The organism is Streptococcus equinus ATCC 9812 (genome assembly GCF_000187265.1).
Taxonomy (GTDB): domain Bacteria; phylum Bacillota; class Bacilli; order Lactobacillales; family Streptococcaceae; genus Streptococcus; species Streptococcus equinus.
This window is the reverse complement of record NZ_GL698429.1, coordinates 829,715-848,926: the sequence shown is the minus strand read 5'-3', so window position 1 is coordinate 848,926 and position 19,212 is coordinate 829,715. Positions and strand designations below refer to the sequence as shown.

Here is a 19,212-nt window from a genome sequence, read left to right as displayed (position 1 = left end):
AGTAAATGAAAAAATTAACACCAGTAAAACAGTATTTACTCGGTTTTAGCTTGATTTTATTAGTTCTCTTGATTTCTGCTGTAACAGTTTTGTTTTTAGCAATGAAACCAAGACTAAGCGCAGAAAAAGTGGCGACTCAAGTAGCCATTGATACAGCTGATTTGGTACAGACATCTTCTGTTGACCTTTATAATGGTTCTAAGACTTATTACAGTGTTTATGGAACTACGGCTTCTGGTGATCAGAAGATTGTTTCTGTGGGTGAAGACAATGGCAAGGTATTTGTCTATTCTGTAAGCGATGGAATCAGTTGTAAAGAAGCTGAGCAAGTAGCTGCAGCAAACGGAGCGACTGGTATTTCAAAAGTTGTTTATGGTATTGATGGAAAGACACCAATTTGGGAAGTCACTGCTACTGATGGTTATTATCTTGTTAACTTTGAAACAAGTGAGCTCGTGAAGAAGGAGGGCATATGACAAACTTATCAAATCGCGTGTTGAACATGAAAGAAAGTGTGACTTTAGCGGCAAGTGCGCGTGCCAAAGCCTTGAAAGCACAAGGACGTGATGTGTTATCACTGACTTTAGGAGAACCAGATTTTGTAACTCCTAAAAATATTCAAGATGCTGCAATCGAAGCAATTCAAAATGGTAAAGCTAGCTTTTATACAATTGCTTCAGGTCTCCCAGAATTGAAGGATGCTATCAATAATTACATGGAAAATTTCTATGGTTACTCAGTCAATCGTAATCAAATTGTTGTAGCAACTGGTGCAAAGTTTATTCTGTATACTTTCTTTACAACTGTTCTTAATCCAGGCGATGAAGTTATTATTCCAACACCATGTTGGGTGTCTTATGTCGATCAAGTTAAAATGGTTGATGGTGTTCCTGTAACTGTTCAAACGACTGAAGAAAATCATTTCAAAGCGACTGTTGAACAGTTAGAAGCAGCTCGTACTGATAAAACAAAAGTTCTATTGCTAAATTCACCATCTAATCCAACTGGTATGATTTACAGCCGTGATGAATTAGAAGCGATTGGTAATTGGGCAGTTGAGCACAATGTTTTAATTTTAGCAGACGACATTTATGGTCGATTAGTTTATAATGGTAATGAGTTCACACCGATTTCATCAATTTCTGAAGCAATTAGAAATCAAACAGTTGTTGTTAACGGTACTTCAAAAACTTATGCCATGACTGGTTGGCGTGTTGGTTTTGCGGTTGGTAGTGAAGAAATTATTTCTGGTATGGCAAAAGTTATTAGCCAAACGACCTCAAACCTCACTGCTGTTTCTCAGTATGCTGCCATTGAAGCATTTACTGGCCCACAAGATTCTATCGAAGAAATGCGTCAAGCTTTCGAAGAACGTCTTAATACGATTTACCCATTGCTTTGTGAAGTTCCAGGTTTTGAAGTTATCAAACCTCAAGGCGCTTTCTATCTTTTCCCTAACGTGAAAAAAGCAATGGAAATGAAAGGTTACACTGATGTGACTGCCTTTACGACTACTGTTCTTGAAGAAGCAGAAGTAGCTCTTGTTACTGGTGCGGGATTTGGTGCGCCTGAAAATGTTCGTTTGAGTTATGCAACTGATTTGGACACATTGAAAGAAGCTGTAAGACGTTTGAAAGTCTTCATGGAAAGCTAAGATGTCCCAAAAACGAAAATTTCTAATTGCGCTAGTAGCTCTTTCAGGAATCATTGCCGTTGGACTGGGGCTTTATTTTAAACTAGAATCTCCAGAGTTAACCAAAGTTGGTGATTACGTTGTCAAATCAGATGGTATGAACTTTGAAATTGACTTAGCAAGTAATGCAACAACAGGTTACAGCTGGTCAGCTAGAGATGTTGATGAGCAGTATTACAGTTTAGGCAATACTGTTTATCAAACTTATCCTAGTAAAAACATACATGTTAGTTCAGGTGGTTATTATCGGCTTATTGGAAAAGTCAAAAAAAAACTGGGTAAAGCCAGTTCAATTTAATTTACTGCCGAGATTGGGATAGTGGTAAGCCAAAATTGACTTATCGTGCCACCATTAGTAGCACAAAAACTAAAATTAGTAAGATTAAACTGACAGAAATGTCAGAGTAATATTTGAAAAGAGGAATTATGTCTAAAGACTACGTATCAATTATTGATGTTAAAAATCATGTTGGCGAAGAAGTCACAATTGGGGCTTGGGTCGCTAACAAATCAGGAAAAGGGAAAATTGCTTTCTTACAACTTCGTGACGGGACAGCGTTCTTCCAAGCAGTTGCTTTCAAACCAAACTTCATCGAAAAATATGGTGAAGAAGAAGGAACTGAAAAATTCAACACAATCAAACACCTTAGTCAAGAAACTTCTATCCTTATCACAGGTATCGTTAAAGAAGATTCACGTTCAAAATTTGGTTATGAACTTGATGTGACTGATCTTAAAATTGTTGGTCATTCAGAAGATTACCCAATCACACCAAAAGAACACGGTACTGATTTCTTGATGGATCACCGTCACTTGTGGTTGCGTTCACGTAAACAAATGGCTATCATGCAAATTCGTAACGCTATTATCTACGCTACATACGATTTCTTTGATAAAAATGGTTTCATCAAATTTGATAGCCCAATCTTGTCAGGAAACGCTGCTGAAGATTCAACAGAATTGTTCGAAACTGACTACTTCGGTACACCTGCTTACTTGAGCCAATCAGGTCAATTGTACCTTGAAGCTGGTGCTATGGCACTTGGTCGTGTATTTGACTTTGGTCCTGTATTCCGTGCCGAAAAATCTAAAACTCGTCGTCACTTGACAGAGTTCTGGATGATGGATGCTGAATATTCATTCCTTTCACACGAAGAATCACTTGATCTTCAAGAAGCTTACGTTAAAGCTCTTATCCAAGGTGTTCTTGACCGTGCTCCTCAAGCACTTGAAATCTTGGAACGTGACGTTGATCTTCTTAAAAAATACATTGCAGAACCATTCAAACGTGTATCTTACGATGATGCAATCGATCTTCTTCAAGAACACGAAAATGATGAAGATGCTGATTACGAACACCTAGAACACGGTGATGATTTTGGTTCACCACACGAAACATGGATTTCAAACTACTTTGGTGTACCAACATTCGTTATCAACTACCCTGCAAGCTTCAAAGCATTCTACATGAAACCAGTTCCTGGTAACCCAGAACGCGTTCTATGTGCTGACCTTCTTGCACCAGAAGGATACGGAGAAATTATCGGTGGTTCAGTCCGTGAAGATGACTACGACACATTAGTAGCTAAAATGGATGCTCTAGGTATGGATAAATCAGAATATGAATTCTACCTTGATCTTCGTAAATACGGTTCAGTACCACACGCAGGATTCGGTATCGGTATCGAACGTATGGTAACATTCGTAGCTGGAACTAAACACATCCGTGAAGCAATTCCATTCCCACGTATGCTACACCGCATCAAACCTTAATAGAAATCAATTTATAATAAAATCCAAACCATTTGTGGTTTGGATTTTTTGTTTTGAAATCGTTATTTTTTGTAAAGGAATTGTAAGAATTTCTTTTGCTTCCTTTAAGTTTTGTTTGTTACTATGATAAAGGAGGTAGTAAACATGATGACTTATATCACGGAGATTGCCTTTTATGATTCTATTTTTTCGGTCACTTTAGAATTAGCTAAAGTATCAAATACACTTTTAAAAACGATAAAAAATAGAGTAAGACTTGTTGAGAATGAATTAAAGACATGGGGAGATAGTTTCTCAAAACGATTTCGAATGTCATCAAACGTTGAACAATTTTATAAAAGGCTTTTATGCGTGCGATGCAGAAACATTTTTCAAATTTAGGAGAGAACAAGGCAGTTCATTCCATCACATGCTGTAAAAAGAACTAAAAAATACCCAGCTATTTTTGATAGCTGGGATTATTTATTAATTATTTACTGTTTTCATCATGATGCTTGGTGCAAATGTTTTAAGAGACTTGATGATAGTTAGCACTAGGACAAGGCTGATTAGGCGGTCTGCGTAGTCAGTAATAGCTTGTACAAGAACTAGACTTGCAGTCAAATCAATGCCTAAGCCGTGAAGAATTTGCGCCAAAATACCTGAACCACTTGATGTAATACCGTGGAAGAGGATAACTGTGATACTTGATGAGACGATTGTACCTGGAAGTGAAACAAGTAGGCTCTTCCAGATTAAGTCTCTTGATTTAGTTGATTCTTTAACGAGAAAACCTGTGATAAAGGCTACGACGATAGCAACAGGTGCAAAGTAGATGGCAAAAATATCTGTAGTCATCCAGCTGATAAGAGCACTGATGATTGCTGCTCCAGCACCAAGCCAAGGTCCAAAGACAACTGCAACGAGTAAGGTTCCAATCATGTCAAGGTAGATTGGTAAACGTAGGAAAAGTGCGATATTTGCACCGATATAGTTAATAGCGATAGCAATTGCCATAAAAGAGATAATACGAGTAGATGTGTTTTTCATGATTTAACTTTCTAACTGTAGATTTTTTAGATCATCTTGAATGATGTCTTTTTGTGCATCTAAAAGTACGGTTAGAAAATCTTCCCAGAATAAACTTGGGTTTACTTGTGTTAAAATTGTGCTGTTTTTAGCTTTGTGGTAAAAATCATATTGGTCAACAACTGTTTGACCAAGTGCAATACCGTCAGTAATAACATCTGTATAGGCATCAAAACCTGAGCACACTTCGCTATTGATAAAATATGCTAGCGCAAGCGGGTCATTAATCACGCAACCGATGAGATGTTCGTATTCCCAATGAAAATCAAAATAAAAACGGGTAATTTTAGTGATGAATGCTGTCATTTCAGCGTTAATACGACTCATATATTCTAAGTGATTTGGTGTTAATACAATATGGCGTGTGACATCAAGTCCAACCATTTCAAGTTTACAGCCTAATTTTTCAAAAGTGATTTGAGCTGCATGTGGGTCACACCAATAATTGTACTCGGCTACTGGAGAACAATTTCCATGTGATTTGAAATTTCCACCCATGCTGACAAAGCGGTGACAGTTTTTGCCAAGGTTAGGGTTAATTTCAAGTGCTTTAGCAATATTTGTTAAAGGACCAAGTGCAATGATGGATGTGTTTTGTGGTTCTTTAAAATAGTCTGCTAAAAAGCTTTCTGCAGATTGTTCTTGAGCTTGGTGATTGCCTTTAAGTTGAAAGTAGGTTTCTCCTAAGCCATCCATTCCGTGAGTATCTTGAGCAGAAACGTAGTCACGTTTTATAGGAGCACTTGCTCCTTGATAAACAGGGACATCAAGACGATTGAGGAGTTCAAGGGTAGTAAAGGTGTTTTTTACTCCGAGGTCAGTTGGACAATTTCCAGCAACAATAGTAATGGCAACCACTTCAAGTTGAGGATGTTTTAAGGCATAAAGCAGCGCCAAAGTATCGTCAATTCCTGGATCACAGTCGATAATAATTTTTTGTCTTGTCATGTTTCCTCCTTTCTTAAAAAATTTGATGGAAAATAAAAAAGCAGCCTTGTTTTATAAAAAACAAAGCCACGCAAAAACAAACCCTAAAAAGGCATGTCTATTTGTAGATAGCTAGTTTTTTATTCTGGGAGTTTTCGAACCAGTCCAAAAGTAGTACTTTTGATTATGCACGCCTACTATTATATAAACATTTTTGACATTTGTAAACATTTGAAAAAAAATGAATTTTATTTGTTAATAAGCTTGAATTTTCTGAATATTGTGATATAATAATTCCAATCTATTTGAGAGAAGGTGAAAGTTCATGGCGAAAACAATTCATACGGACAAAGCGCCCGCGGCAATTGGTCCTTATGTTCAAGGAAAAGTCGTTGGTAATTTCCTTTTTGCTTCAGGTCAGGTCCCCTTGTCACCTGAAACAGGCGAAGTTATCGGTACAACTATTCAGGAACAAACCAAACAAGTCCTTAAGAATATTTCTGCTATTTTAGCAGAAGCTGGTACTGATTTTGATCACGTCGTCAAAACAACTTGCTTCTTAAGTGACATGGATGATTTTGTTCCATTCAATGAAGTGTACGCGACAGCCTTTAAGGCTGATTTTCCAGCGCGCTCTGCTGTTGAAGTTGCTCGTTTGCCAAAAGACGTCAAAGTGGAAATTGAAGTCATCGCTTATCTCGACTAGATGTTCTATTATATTATTTGACCATGAAAAAAGTTCGCTACTCTCTCAGCGAACTTTTTTCGTTTTATTTTGCATTTACAGTGTTTTGCATTTTTTTAGCTGTTGTCATCATTAAGCGAATACGATTCAATTGGTTAACTTCTGATGAACCTGGGTCGTAATCGATTGGTGAGATGTTAGCACCTTTGAATTGACGGCGCAATTCTTTTAGCATTCCTTTACCAACGATGTGGTTTGGAAGACAGCCAAATGGTTGAAGACAGACAATATTTTTAACACCGTTATTAAGTAGTTCAATCATTTCACCTGTCAAGAACCAACCTTCACCAGTGTGGTTACCGATTGAGATAACTTTTGCTGCACCTTTTGCAATGTTGTAGATTGACTCGATACCTTCAAAGCGGTTAGATTTTTCGAGAGCCTTGTTCATTGGCTTTTCAAGAAGGTTGATGGCATCAATACCAAGTTTTGCAAAACCTTTTGCTTTTTTACTCATGTTGAGCTCGTCAGCTTTCCAAATTTGGTTGAAGAGCGAGTAATTCATAAAGCCGATGAGGTCTGGAACAACGGCTTCACCACCTTCATTTTCGATGATAGCAACAATATCGTTGTTGGCAGTTGGAGCGTATTTGACGAGAATTTCTCCGACGACTCCAACGCGTGGTTTTTGTCCAAAATCAACAGTTTCAAGTGTATCGAATTCTTTAATGATTTGTTTCATATTGTGGTTGAATTCAAAGTATGAGCCTGATTTAACGTTTTTACGGGCAATTTCTAGCCACTTATGATAAAGAGCATTGGCAGAGCCTGGGACAGCTTCGTAAGGACGAACGCGGTAAAGAACACGTTCAAAGAGGTCACCGTAGAGAACACTGATGAGCAGGCGTTTGACAAATGGAAGCGTGATGTTCCAGCCTGGTGTTTCTTCTGTACCTTGGTTTCCCATTGAAATTGAAACGACAGGGATTTGAGGGTAACCAGCATCTTTGAGAGCTTTACGTAATAGCGGAATGTAGTTAGTTGCACGGCAACCGCCACCAGTTTGTGTCATCATGACACTGGTATTGTTGAGGTCGTATTTTCCACTTTGAAGTGCTTCAATCAGCTGACCGATAGTGATAATAGCTGGGTAGCAAGCATCATTGTGGACATATTTTAGGCCAACGTCAACAGCTTTTTTATCCATAGCCGGCAAAATCACAACGTTGTAACCAGCTTGTTTGAAGGCTTCCTCAATAAGTCCATTTTGGTGAATTGGAGAAAGCATTGGCATTAGAAGCGTGTGTTTTTTCTTCATTTCTTTAGTGAAGACAGGTTCTTTAATTTCTTCAATATCAACAGAGCTATTAAATTGTGGAGTTTGGTTGAAAATGTGGTCAAGATTTGCTTTTTTAGCTTTCTTATCACGTTCTTCGACAGCAGCTTTGAGGGAGCGAAGTCGAATACGGATAGCACCGAGGTTGCTTCCTTCATCAATTTTTAGAACAGTGTAGAGCTTGTTGTGAGCTCGCATGATTTCTTCAACTTGGTCAGTTGTTACGGCATCAAGTCCGCAACCAAAGCTGTTTAATTGGACAAGTTCAAGGTTTGGGTTTTTAGAGACGACTTTTGCAGCTGCATAGAGTCGAGAGTGGTAAACCCATTGGTTAACGACACGAAGTCCAGCAACTTCTTCAAGACTTGAAACCATATCCTCAGTTAACACGTGGAATCCCTCTTGCGTGATGATGTTTGCGATACCGTGGTTGATTTCTGGGTCAAGGTGATATGGACGACCAGAAAGAACAATAGCTTTTTCGTTATTTAGCGCTAAGCGGCTAAGAAGTTCATCAGCTTTATCTTGTAAATCTTTTTTGAAATCAGCAAGGACTTGATAGCCGTGTTCGACAGCTTTTTTAATATCATCAACAGTAATGTCATCGTAGCTACTAAAGCTTTTAGCAAGTGATTTCACAACAGATTCGTGGTCAGCAAGGTTGACAAATAGATGGAAATACTTGACTTCACCATTGCGGATTGGGTCCATATTTTTTTCGATAACTTCTGGATAGCTTTGAACGATTGGACAGTTGTAGTGATTAGGTGCTTTGCTGTTTTCAATTTGTTCGTAAATGACACTTGGATAGAAAATGGCATCAACTTTACGGTCGATTAGACTTTGAATGTGACCGTGAACCATTTTTGCAGGATAGCAGACAGTGTCACTAGGAATTGTTTCAATTCCTTTTTCAAATAAGCGTTTGTCAGATTTTGGAGAAATTTGAACACGAAAACCAAGGTCGGTTAAAATAGTATGCCAGAGAGGGTAATTTTCATACATGTTAAGCACACGAGGAACACCAATGACACCATGTACAGCATCTCGTTTTGAAAGTGCTTTGAATTTAAAGAGCTTTTTATATTTGTAATCAACGAGATTTTCTTTTTTGTTTGAACGGTCAAATTTAATTTTAGTGACTTTTTCAGCACCGCGTTCACAACGGTTACCAGTGACGAATTTTGAACCGTCGTTAAAAATTGTTACGGTTAACGCACAGTTATTTTCACACATCCCACAACGTGTGAATTCTTTTTGAGTGGTAAATTGATCGAGTTCATCAAGTCCCATCAAACTAGAGTGTGTGCGATTTTTTTCAAGCAATGTCTCAGGCATGCAATCCTCCTTTTGCTGAAGTGGCAAGTTCTACTGCGGGTTCAGTTGCAGTAATTTCATCATTATATTTTTCTTGCGCGATGATAGCACATCCATATGCTCCCATTAGCCCAGCGATACTTGGACGAACGACTTCGCGTTCACTAACGAGTTCAAAGGCACGAAGTACAGCTTCGTTGTAGAATGTACCGCCCTGAACGACGATTTTTTCACCTAAATCTTCCGGACGTTTAAGTTTGATAACTTTGTAAAGTGCATTTTTGATGACAGAATATGATAAGCCTGCAGAGATATCAGCAACAGTTGCACCTTCTTTTTGAACTTGTTTAACTTTTGAGTTCATGAAAACAGTGCATCGTGAACCAAGGTCAACGGGGTGTTTGGCAAGAAGTGCGACTTTGGCAAAATCTTTGACATCATATTTAAGGGATTTAGCAAATGTTTCAATAAATGAGCCGCAGCCTGAAGAACAAGCTTCGTTTAGCTGGATACTTGATAAAGCACCATCGCGGACACTCATGGCTTTCATATCTTGACCACCAATATCAAGGATAAAATCAACACCTGGGTTGAAGTAGTTGGCAGCTTTAAAGTGAGCAACGGTTTCTACCTCACCGTAATCAACATGCAGTGCAGCCTTTATCAGATTTTCACCGTAACCTGTTACGCAAGAACGGGCGATAAAGGCATTTTGAGGAAGTTGATGATAAAGTTCTTTCAAGATTGAAATGACATTTTCAAGAGGTTGTCCTTGGTTATTGCCATAATGTTGGAATAAAATAGCGCCATCAGGGTCAGTTAGAACGACTTTTGAAGTTGTTGAACCAGCATCGATTCCGAGAAAAAGTGGACCTGAAGCAAAAGCAATGTCTTTGTATTCAACGCTTGCTTCATTGTGACGGGCACGCCAAGCGTCAAGTTCTGCTTGGTCTTTGAAAAGAACATCGAGTGTATTTTTAGGAACAAGAGATGTTGATGTGTTAGTTTCCAGATTTTGAATGATTTCAGACAAAGTAATCTGAACTTGATTTTCATCAAGAGCAGCTCCCATTGCCACAAAGAGTTGAGGATTTTCAGGAAAAATCACATTTTCTGTTTTGATATCAAGTGTTTCAATGAAACGTTGACGTAGTTCACTCATGAAGAAAAGTGGTCCACCAAGAAAGGCAATATTTCCAGTGATTTTACGTCCAGAAGCTAATCCTGCAATTGTTTGGTTGACAACGGCTTGAAAAATAGAAGCAGCAATATCTTCTTTTCTAGCACCTTCGTTAATCAACGGTTGAACATCAGTTTTGGCAAAAACACCACAACGGCTGGCAATTGGATAGATGGTTTCATAGCCTTTGGCTAATTCGTTGACGCCGTTGGCATCAGTTTTCAAAAGCCCAGCCATTTGGTCGATGAAGGCACCTGTACCACCGGCACATGTCCCGTTCATACGTTGTTCAAGTGTGTCACCAAAGAAAGTCATCTTGGCATCTTCACCACCAAGTTCAATGACGACATCAGTTTGTGGGATGAATTTTTCAACGGTAGTAGTGGCTGCGATAACTTCTTGGACAAATGGAATTTTAGCAACATCTGCTAAGCCCATTCCCCCAGAACCAGTTATGGCAATACTGACCTTATGGTCACCAATTTCTGAGATAGCTTCGTTTAAAACTTTTATGGTAGCTGTTTTGACGTCTGAGAAGTGACGTTCATAGCGTGAAAATAACAACTGATAATTCTCATCGAAAATGACAACTTTGACGGTTGTCGATCCGACATCTATACCTGCTTTATACATAAAAATACCAAAAAGTGTTAGAAAATGATAGATAATATTTATTCCTAAAAAATGATATTATCTAGCAACGAATAATCTAGTTACGTCGGCTGTTCTTTAACACTATTTCAATCCTTTCTTACGATATCTAACACAGTGTTAATGTCACAACAAGTTGTTGCTTATTCAACAGAGTGTTTGTTATAATAGTATTATAAAACACTCATTGTCAATTGCAATCGCTAATTTTGGGCGTTGTGTTGTTTAAGCAACACATTCCCGACAATCTGTTGTTTATCTCGGGAGGTGTCGCTGTGAAATTTACTGATATTCGCTATTTGAGAACTGAAAAATTAATTTTTGATGCATTTGCTAAATTGCTTAGTGAGAAGCCTTATGAGAAAATCACTGTACAAGATATTGCTGATGAGGCTATGATTAATCGTGCCACCTTTTATGCTCACTATGCTGATAAAGATGACCTTCAACAAGGTATTCAAAAACAAGTTTTGCAGCAAATGTCTGACATGATTGATGCGGCTCAGATTGCAACTGGTGAGAGAGTCAAGGTTAAAAGAGCTGAAAAACTTTTGACAGAATTTTATCATGGTTTGGAGAGAAATTCGGCAATCGCGAAAATTGTCTTAAGGAGTATTTCTCAAGAAGTCATGCAAGAAAATTTCGGGCGTTTGATGCACAAAAAATATGACCATTTATTAGAAAAATTAAATGTCACAGAATCTGGTGAACAAGTTCCAACAGAATTTATTGTGGCTTATCTGACAAGTATCTTTTCAGGAACCTTATTTTGGTGGATAAAATCAGATTTTTCGATGCCTGCAAAAGAACTAGCACGTTTAGTTTTGACGTTGATTAGTAATGGTCATTTAACTGTTATGGGAGTTATTATTGATCGAGAAGATTAGTGGAAAAAAGGCTGAGAAATCAGCTTTTTTGTTTTATTTTTGATATAATGTAACAGACAGAAAGAAGGATTGTATGAGTCAAAAAAAGCTTTTTCAAGATTGTATTGATAAATGCTATTATCCTATTGAAGAGGGGACTTTCTTGTATTCATTGGATATCAGATTACAAGAGATTGTTAGGCGTCAGTACCCTGATTTGGGAAAGGATGCTTTTATCAGCAACAAGAATCTGACTTACTTTCGCCTTCTTTTTCTAGAAGAGATTATTGATAAGGCTAATCGAAAAAATGATTGTGTTCGTGAGGCAGTGTGTGATGCGGCTAAGCATCAAGCTTACACGGCACTGGATGTTCAAGATCAATTGGATCGAAAGATTACATTTGGACAACGAATCGCTGATGATGTCGCACGTTTTGGTGGTTCATGGACGTTCATTATTACCTTTATTTGTTTTATGGGAGCTTGGATGGCTTTAAATGTTGTAAAACCTTTTGGCATAGCTTTTGATAAGTACCCATTTATTTTATTGAATCTTGCTTTATCAACGCTTGCAGCGATTCAAGCGCCACTGATTATGATGAGTCAAAATCGTGCATCGGATTATGATCGCTTGCAAGCAAAGAATGATTACAATGTTAATAAAGTCTCAGAAGAAGGAATTCGATTACTACACACCAAGCTCGATCACTTGGTTCAGCAAGATCAATCAGATTTATTGAAAATTCAAAAATTACAAACGGAAATGCTTGCTTCTCTAACAAAACAGCTGGTCAGTATGCAAGAAGAGCAGGCTCGTTTGATGGCTCAAATTGAAAAAATGAGGGGGAGCGAAGAAAATGTCTGATAAAGAAATTAATTTGGTTATTGTGACAGGAATGAGTGGTGCTGGTAAAACAGTCGCTATTCAATCCTTTGAAGATTTAGGCTATTTTACTATTGATAATATGCCGCCAACGTTAGTGCCAAAATTTATTGAATTAGTTGAGAAAACAAGTGACAATAATCGTGTTGCTCTTGTTGTTGACATGCGCAGTCGTCTCTTTTTCAATGAAATTAATTTAGTCCTTGATAAAATTGATTCAAATCCGAAAATTGATTTCAAGATTTTATTCTTGGATGCTACAGATAGTGAGCTTGTGGCACGTTACAAAGAAACACGTCGTAGTCATCCATTAGCTCCTGATGGTCGTATTTTGGATGGTATCAAGTTAGAACGCGAACTCTTGGCACCTTTAAAAAACTTGAGTCAGAATGTTGTTGATACGACAGAATTGACACCACGTCAATTGCGTAAAACTATTTCTGAACAATTTTCAAGTGATGAAAATCAAGTATCTTTCCGTATTGAGGTTATGAGTTTTGGTTTTAAATATGGTTTGCCACTTGATGCTGACTTGGTGTTTGATGTACGTTTCTTACCAAATCCATATTACAAACCTGAGCTTCGTAATCAAACAGGTCTTGAAAAAGATGTGTACGACTACGTTATGAACCATGAAGAATCAGAAGATTTCTACCAACATTTGACAGGATTGATTAAACCAATTTTGCCTGGCTATAAAAAAGAAGGAAAATCTGTTTTAACGATTGCTGTTGGTTGTACAGGTGGTCAGCACCGAAGCGTAGCTTTTGCTCACCGCTTGGCTGAAGACTTTAAATCGGATTGGGTGGTTAATGAAACTCACCGTGATAAAAATCGTCGCAAGGAGACTGTGAACCGTTCATGAGAAAACCTATAATTACCGTTATCGGTGGAGGAACAGGAATTCCTGTTATTTTAAATAGTTTAAGGCATGAAGAAGTCGATATTACAGCCATCGTAACGGTTGCTGATGATGGCGGAAGCTCTGGGGTGTTGCGTTCGGTAACGCAGATGACGCCGCCAGGAGACCTTCGAAATGTTTTAGTAGCCATGAGTGATATGCCTAAGTTTTACGAAAAAGTTTTTCAGTATCGTTTTGCTGAAGGCGATGGGCTACTTGCCGGGCATCCACTTGGAAATCTAATCATTTCAGGAATCGCTGAAATGGAAGGTTCTACTTACAATGCTATGCAGATTTTGACAAAGTTTTTCCACGTAACAGGAAAGATTTATCCATCAAGTGAAAATCCGCTAACACTGCATGCTGTTTTTAAAGATGGTCATGAAGTGGCAGGAGAGAGCCATATTGCTGATTACAAAGGCATGATTGACCATGTCTACGTCACCAATACTTATAACAATGAAGAGCCAACAGCCAGTCGTAAAGTCGTCAATGCTATTATGAATAGCGACATGATTGTGCTTGGACCTGGGTCATTATTTACATCTATTTTGCCAAATCTAGTGATTCCAGAAATCAAGCAAGCTTTGATTGAAACGGATGCTGAGGTTGCTTATGTTTGTAACATCATGACACAGTACGGCGAGACCGAGCATTTCACAGATGCTAATCACGTTGAAGTGCTTAATCGACATCTCGGTGAAAACGTGATTGATACAGTTCTTGTCAACATCGAAAAAGTGCCGCAAGATTACATGGATTACAATAAATTTGACGAATATTTGGTCCAAGTTGAGCATGATTTTGCAGGACTTCGTAAGCAAGTTAAGCGCGTGATTTTATCAGATTTTCTTCGTTTGGAAAATGGCGGAGCTTTTCACAATGGCGACTATGTCGTTCAAGAATTAATGGACCTTGTGAGGATTAAGAAGCGATGAGTTTTACAGTAAAAGTTAAAGAAGAATTGTTGAATTTATCGCGATTTGATAAGAGCGAGCTGTCAGCGATTATCAAAATGTCTGGAAGTTTGGGATTAACTTCTTCAGGATTGACCTTGTCTATCACAACCGAAAATGCCAAAGTTGCTCGTCATATTTACGAGTTGATTGAAACCATTTATCATGTTCAGCCTGAAATCAAATATCACCAAAAGACAAATCTCCGTAAGAATCGTGTTTATAACGTTTTTGTTGCTGAGAATGTCAGAGAAATTTTGACAGACTTGCAGTTGGCAGACTCGTTCTTTGGGTTTGAGATGGGGATTACCCCAACGATTTTAGATGATGACGATAAGGGACGTGCTTATTTGCGCGGAGCCTTTCTTGCAACGGGAACTATTCGTGACCCTGAATCGGGGAAATATCAACTAGAGATTTTTTCCGTTTATCAGGACCACGCCGAAGATTTGGCTAACTTGATGCGAAAATTTATCCTTGATGCCAAGGTTATTGAGCATAAAAATGGTGCAGTGACCTATCTTCAAAAAGCTGAGGATATCATGGATTTCTTGATTGTCATTGGTGCAATGGAATGTAAAGAGATTTTTGAGGAAGTTAAGATTATGCGTGAGACACGTAATGATGTCAATCGTGCTAATAATGCTGAGACTGCTAATATCGCAAAGACAGTAACAGCCAGTATGAAGACAATCAACAACATCATCAAAATCATGGATACTGTTGGTCTTGAAACACTTCCAATCGAGCTTCAGCAAGTTGCAAAAATCCGTGTTGAGAACCCAGACTACTCAATCCAGCAGATTGCTGACCACTTGGAAGGCACCCTAACGAAGAGTGGCGTTAACCACCGACTTCGCAAAATCAATAAAATCGCAAATGAATTATAGAAAGAAGGAATATTTGCTATGGCATGCACAACTATACTAGTCGGCAAAAAAGCGTCTTATGACGGTTCAACAATGATTGCCCGTACAGAAGATTCACAAAGTGGTGATTTTACACCGAAACAATTTATCGTGGTTAATCCAGAAGACCAACCACGTCATTATAAATCAGTTTTATCTTCATTTGAAATCGATTTGCCAGACAATCCAATGCGTTACACTTCAGTGCCTGATGCTTTGCGTAAAGATGGTATTTGGGGTGAAGCAGGTATCAACGAAGCTAATGTTGCGATGAGTGAAACAGAAACAATCACAACAAATGCGCGTGTTTTGGGTGCTGACCCGCTCGTTGAATCAGGTATCGGTGAAGAAGATATGTTGACATTGGTGCTTCCATATGTCCGTACAGCGCGTGAAGGTGTAAAACGTCTTGGCGCGATTCTCGAAGAATACGGTACTTATGAATCAAATGGTGTTGCTATTTCAGATGTTGATGAAATTTGGTGGTTGGAAACAATCGGTGGTCACCACTGGATTGCTCGTCGTGTGCCAGATGATTGCTACGTGACAAATCCTAACCAACTTGGAATTGACCACTTTGAATTTAACAACCCAGATGACTACATGTGTTCAATTGATTTGCGTGACTTTATCGATGATAATAACTTGGATTTGACTTATTCAAACGAACATTTCAATCCTCGTTATGCCTTTGGTAGCCAACGTGATAAAGACCGTCATTACAACACTCCACGTGCTTGGGCAATACAACGTTTCTTGAATCCAGAAATCAAACAAGACCCACGCAGTTTCTTTATCCCATGGGCACAAAAACCATACCGCAAAATTACTGTCGAAGATGTGAAATATGTCTTGAGCAATCATTATCAAGATACTGAATTTGACCCATATGGACCAGAAGGTGATGCTATTAGCCAATGTACCTTCCGTACAATCGGTATCAACCGCACAAGCCAAACAGCTATTCTTCAATTGCGTCCAGACCAACCACACGACACAACAGGTATCCAATGGTTGGCATATGGATCAATGCCTTTTGGAACAATGGTGCCATTCTTTACTCAAATTTCTATAACACCAGAATATTTTGCAAATACTGGCGAAAATGTTTCAACAGATTCATTCTACTGGGCAAACCGCTTGATTGCTGCGATTGCTGATCCACATTTCCACCAACACGAAGGTGATATTGAATCCTATGTTGAAAAAACAATGGCAGCAGGACATGCACGCATCAAACGTGTTGATTGTGCTTTGGCAAATGGTGAGAGCGTCGATTTTGATGCTGAAAACCAAGCTATGAGTGATTACATCCAAGAAGAAACTCAAAAACTTTTGAATAAAATTCTTTTTGATGCAAGCAATCTCATGACAAACCGTTTCTCAGTAAGCGACTAATCGTTCAATCCCTTGAAGTTTTTCAAGGGATTTTTATTTTTTAAGCAAAAAATGCTTGCAAAAAACTAAAAGTTCAGATATACTTTACTGGTAAACTATTAACTTAACTAGTTAAGAAAAGGAGCCGTCATGAAGAAGAAATTTCTTTTGTTCATAAATTTACTTGCACTTTTGTTTGCATGGCAAGTTAGCCATATCAAGCAAGTTGCAGCAGATGACAAGATTAAAGTTGTGACAACTTTTTATCCTGTCTATGAGTTCACCAAAGCTGTCACAAGAGATTCAGCCGATGTGTCGATGCTGATTAAAGCAGGAACTGAGCCGCATGATTTTGAACCATCTACAAAAAATGTCGCAATGATTTCTGATGCTAACATGTTTGTTTATATGGATGATAGCATGGAAACATGGGTTAAAAAAGTTCAAAAATCAATTAATTCTGATGATTTGACTGTTGTCAAATCTACTGGTGATATGCTTTTGATGGCTGGCACTGCTGAAGAAGAGGAAGAAGGTCATGAAGGGCATAGCCATGAGTATGACCCACACGTCTGGTTATCACCAAAACGTGCTGTCACATTGGTTGAAAATATCCGTGATGCTTTTGTGGTGAAATATCCTGATAAGGCTGAAACTTTTAAAACTAACAGTGCAGCTTACATTGAAAAGCTTAATGATTTAGATAAAAAGTATTCAGATGCTTTATCAAATGCTAAGCAAAAAAGTTTTGTTACTCAGCACGCAGCTTTTGGATACTTAGCACTTGATTATGGTTTGAACCAAATTCCAATTACTGGTGTATCAACTGAATCTGAACCTTCAGCCAAACGTCTAGCAAGCCTTACAAAATATGTCAAAAAATACGACATCAAATACATTTACTTTGAAGAAAATGCTTCAAGCAAAGTTGCAGCAACTTTAGCAGACGAAGCTGGAGTTAAAACTGCTGTGCTAAATCCGCTTGAAAGTTTGACGACAAAAGAAATTAAAGCAGGCGAAGATTACTTCACTGTGATGAAAGATAACTTAAAAGCTTTGCGATTGACAACAGACGTTAAAGGTAAAGAAATTAAGGCTGAAACAGACGATACTAAAACGGTTCAGCACGGTTATTTTAAAGATAAAGACGTCACTGACCGTAACCTAACAGATTGGTCAGGAACATGGCAATCTGTTTACCCATATCTGCTTGATGGGACACTTGATGAGGTTTGGGAATACAAGGCAGATGCCTCAAAAGGTGAACAAACAGCCCAAGAAGTCAAAGATTATTACACAACTGGTTACAAAACTGATGTTGAAAAAATTATTATTAACGGTAAGAAAAACACTGTTACATTCGTTCAAAACGGTGAAGAACACAAGTACACTTACAAATATGTAGGTTACAAAATTTTGAAATACGAAAAAGGAAATCGTGGTGTTCGTTACTTATTTGAAGCAAAAGATGATAATGCTGGTGACTTTAAGTACATTCAATTTAGTGACCACAACATTTCATCAACAAAAGCAGAGCATTTCCACTTATTCTGGGGAAGCACTAGCCAAAAAGCTATTCTAAAAGAAATGGATAACTGGCCAACTTACTTCCCAGCAAGCAAATCAGGTCAAGAAATTGCTCAAGACCTTGTTGCTCATTAAGATAAAAAGGTTTGAATCATTTGATTCAGGCCTTTTTTTGATTGTATGAAGATGAGTTTTTGTACGTTGTCAATCCTTGAAATCTTTGTTATAATTTGAAACAAGATAGCACTTACATTTTAGGAGGCCACGTGAAAGAAAAACAAGTTACGAAATTCTTTTTAACTTGTTCGACCTTAGTTACTTGCATTACTCTTGGGATTAATCTCACATTTCGTCACGCTGCTCACGCAGTGATTGCTGGTTCTGGTGAGGTTTCGCCAACTGCAACGGCAGATTTTATCGCAAGTATTGGTGAAACAGCTCGACAAATTGGTCAAGAACGGAATCTTTATGCTTCAGTGATGATTGCACAAGCTGTTTTAGAATCAAATAGTGGTCAATCTGCACTTAGTCAGCAACCTTATTATAATTTTTTTGGTATTAAGGGAGCTTACAATGGTAATTCAGTGACCATGCAGACATGGGAAGATGATGGTAGTGGCTACACTTACGAGGTTGACCAAGATTTTCGTTCCTATAATAGCTTGTCAGATTCGCTTAATGATTATGCTAATTTGTTAAGTTGGGACCTTTATGCAGATGCCTGGAAATCAAATACCACATCTTATCAGGATGCAACAGCAGCACTCACAGGTCGATATGCAACAGATACAGCATATGCTGATAAATTAAATGCACTAATTGAGCAGTACGGTTTAACAACATATGATGACCCTGTCGTTGTTGAAGAAGAGAATCAGACAAATAGTGAACAGATAACTGACCCAAATCATGTTTGGAATAAGTACCGCGGATCATATACAAGTAAAGATATCTTAGCAGAAGATGAAGCGTGGATAGCATATATTAGTTAAAAGACGTTAGTTTTCAAGTTAACGTCTTTTATATAACAAAAAAACCAACTCTTAATATGAACTGCACCCCAAAAGTTAGACAAAAAATCTAACGATTGGGGTGCTTTTTGTATGAAATTAACTTACGAAGATAAATTAGAAATCTATCAACTCAGAAAACAAGGTATGTCGT

Annotated in this window: 16 protein-coding genes, 1 pseudogene and 1 riboswitch; of the genes and pseudogenes, 14 read left to right on the top strand and 3 right to left on the bottom strand. The window is 38.1% G+C overall.

The window, feature by feature from the left end:
• The first annotated feature begins 5 nt into the window (after window positions 1–5).
• The 5 genes from HMPREF0819_RS04045 (at window position 6) to HMPREF0819_RS09055 (ending at window position 3,847) form a co-directional block, all read left to right on the top strand.
• On the top strand, window positions 6–476 hold the full coding sequence (locus HMPREF0819_RS04045) for a cell wall elongation regulator TseB-like domain-containing protein (RefSeq protein WP_004232659.1): 471 nt from the start codon (window positions 6–8) through the stop codon (window positions 474–476).
• Window positions 473–1,654 (top strand): pyridoxal phosphate-dependent aminotransferase, encoded by a 1,182-nt coding sequence (locus HMPREF0819_RS04040; RefSeq protein ID WP_004232657.1) that lies wholly within the window; start codon window positions 473–475, stop codon window positions 1,652–1,654. Before HMPREF0819_RS04045 ends, HMPREF0819_RS04040 begins: the two co-directional genes overlap by 4 nt.
• 1 nt (window position 1,655) lies before the next feature.
• Window positions 1,656–1,991 carry a protease inhibitor I42 family protein gene (locus HMPREF0819_RS04035; protein WP_004232651.1) on the top strand — a complete coding sequence of 112 codons (336 nt, stop codon included), beginning with the start codon at window positions 1,656–1,658 and terminating at the stop codon, window positions 1,989–1,991.
• Between the two features lie 128 nt (window positions 1,992–2,119).
• The gene (asnS, locus tag HMPREF0819_RS04030) at window positions 2,120–3,466 is read left to right on the top strand and encodes an asparagine--tRNA ligase (protein WP_004232648.1); all 1,347 of its coding nucleotides are present in this window, start codon (window positions 2,120–2,122) and stop codon (window positions 3,464–3,466) included.
• Window positions 3,467–3,610: 144 nt separating this feature from the next.
• On the top strand, window positions 3,611–3,847 hold the full coding sequence (locus tag HMPREF0819_RS09055; protein WP_052295701.1) for a hypothetical protein: 237 nt from the start codon (window positions 3,611–3,613) through the stop codon (window positions 3,845–3,847).
• An 84-nt stretch (window positions 3,848–3,931) separates the two neighbouring features.
• On the opposite strand, the gene HMPREF0819_RS04020 is transcribed toward HMPREF0819_RS09055, so the two are convergent.
• On the bottom strand, window positions 3,932–4,495 hold the full coding sequence (locus HMPREF0819_RS04020; RefSeq protein ID WP_004232640.1) for an ECF transporter S component: 564 nt from the start codon (window positions 4,493–4,495) through the stop codon (window positions 3,932–3,934).
• Window positions 4,496–4,498: 3 nt separating this feature from the next.
• A complete protein-coding gene (locus HMPREF0819_RS04015; protein ID WP_004232637.1) occupies window positions 4,499–5,482 on the bottom strand; it encodes a nucleoside hydrolase in 984 nt (327 codons plus the stop codon).
• Window positions 5,483–5,587: 105 nt separating this feature from the next.
• Window positions 5,588–5,631, bottom strand: a riboswitch (PreQ1 riboswitch).
• Between the two features lie 155 nt (window positions 5,632–5,786).
• Between HMPREF0819_RS04015 and HMPREF0819_RS04010 the strand changes: the two genes are divergently transcribed.
• A complete protein-coding gene (locus tag HMPREF0819_RS04010) occupies window positions 5,787–6,167 on the top strand; it encodes a RidA family protein (RefSeq protein ID WP_004232636.1) in 381 nt (126 codons plus the stop codon).
• Between the two features lie 64 nt (window positions 6,168–6,231).
• On the opposite strand, the pseudogene HMPREF0819_RS09495 reads toward HMPREF0819_RS04010, so the two are convergent.
• A pseudogene (locus HMPREF0819_RS09495) lies at window positions 6,232–10,612 on the bottom strand (acyl-CoA dehydratase activase-related protein).
• Window positions 10,613–10,905: 293 nt separating this feature from the next.
• Here HMPREF0819_RS09495 and HMPREF0819_RS04000 point away from each other — a divergent pair.
• The 8 genes from HMPREF0819_RS04000 (at window position 10,906) to HMPREF0819_RS03965 (ending at window position 19,040) form a co-directional block, all read left to right on the top strand.
• The gene (locus HMPREF0819_RS04000; RefSeq protein ID WP_044023317.1) at window positions 10,906–11,517 is read left to right on the top strand and encodes a TetR/AcrR family transcriptional regulator; all 612 of its coding nucleotides are present in this window, start codon (window positions 10,906–10,908) and stop codon (window positions 11,515–11,517) included.
• Between the two features lie 73 nt (window positions 11,518–11,590).
• Window positions 11,591–12,361, top strand: a complete 771-nt coding sequence (locus HMPREF0819_RS03995; protein ID WP_004232629.1) for a DUF1003 domain-containing protein — start codon at window positions 11,591–11,593, stop codon at window positions 12,359–12,361.
• Window positions 12,354–13,244 carry an RNase adapter RapZ gene (gene rapZ, locus HMPREF0819_RS03990; RefSeq protein ID WP_004232628.1) on the top strand — a complete coding sequence of 297 codons (891 nt, stop codon included), beginning with the start codon at window positions 12,354–12,356 and terminating at the stop codon, window positions 13,242–13,244. The genes HMPREF0819_RS03995 and rapZ overlap by 8 nt, the downstream gene beginning before the upstream one ends.
• On the top strand, window positions 13,241–14,218 hold the full coding sequence (locus HMPREF0819_RS03985) for a YvcK family protein (protein WP_004232626.1): 978 nt from the start codon (window positions 13,241–13,243) through the stop codon (window positions 14,216–14,218). The genes rapZ and HMPREF0819_RS03985 overlap by 4 nt, the downstream gene beginning before the upstream one ends.
• Window positions 14,215–15,126: a DNA-binding protein WhiA gene (gene whiA, locus HMPREF0819_RS03980; RefSeq protein WP_004232624.1), complete on the top strand. Its 912-nt coding sequence runs from the start codon at window positions 14,215–14,217 to the stop codon at window positions 15,124–15,126. Before HMPREF0819_RS03985 ends, whiA begins: the two co-directional genes overlap by 4 nt.
• Before the next feature lie 18 nt (window positions 15,127–15,144).
• Complete coding sequence (locus HMPREF0819_RS03975) at window positions 15,145–16,542, top strand: C69 family dipeptidase (protein WP_004232619.1); 1,398 nt, start codon at window positions 15,145–15,147, stop codon at window positions 16,540–16,542.
• 129 nt (window positions 16,543–16,671) lie between these two features.
• Complete coding sequence (locus HMPREF0819_RS03970; RefSeq protein ID WP_004232617.1) at window positions 16,672–18,183, top strand: zinc ABC transporter substrate-binding protein AdcA; 1,512 nt, start codon at window positions 16,672–16,674, stop codon at window positions 18,181–18,183.
• A gap of 131 nt (window positions 18,184–18,314) precedes the next feature.
• Complete coding sequence (locus HMPREF0819_RS03965) at window positions 18,315–19,040, top strand: glucosaminidase domain-containing protein (protein ID WP_044023316.1); 726 nt, start codon at window positions 18,315–18,317, stop codon at window positions 19,038–19,040.
• Window positions 19,041–19,212 lie beyond the last annotated feature (172 nt).